A 340-nucleotide genomic window follows, 5' to 3' on the forward strand; every position below is an offset into this window, starting at 1 on the left:
CACGGGCGCTGGAACAGCGTCGTGCGGACTAACGGAAAAAGACCGGGCGGCGGCTTCGCCCGTACGCTCCACACCCGTACCTCAGCGCTTCCCGATCCGCAGCGCGTCTGCGTAACCGGTCAGCTCCAGATAACCCCGTCCCACCTCGACGCTTTCGCGGCTCACCTTCACCGCCCCTTCCCAGTACACCGCGCCCGTTGACAGCCGCGAATCGAGTTCCTGATCGTCCATCAGCGGATCCAGCCGCCACTTCAGCGGGCCTGTTCCGACGTCCATCGAAACGGGGTACAGCGTGTTCGTGCGCGCAGAGCGCCAGGTGCGAACCGGCGTGAACACGACC

The 340-nt window shown here is 65.9% G+C and carries 1 protein-coding gene; it reads right to left on the minus strand.

Features of this window, described 5'->3' with window-relative positions:
* Positions 1 to 81: 81 nt before the first annotated feature.
* The coding region (locus tag PQQ53_RS35030) for a lipocalin family protein (protein WP_408329329.1) at positions 82 to 340 on the minus strand (259 nt) is incomplete at its 5' end.

The organism is Paraburkholderia strydomiana, from assembly GCF_046030495.1.
Taxonomy (GTDB): Bacteria; Pseudomonadota; Gammaproteobacteria; order Burkholderiales; family Burkholderiaceae; genus Paraburkholderia; species Paraburkholderia strydomiana_A.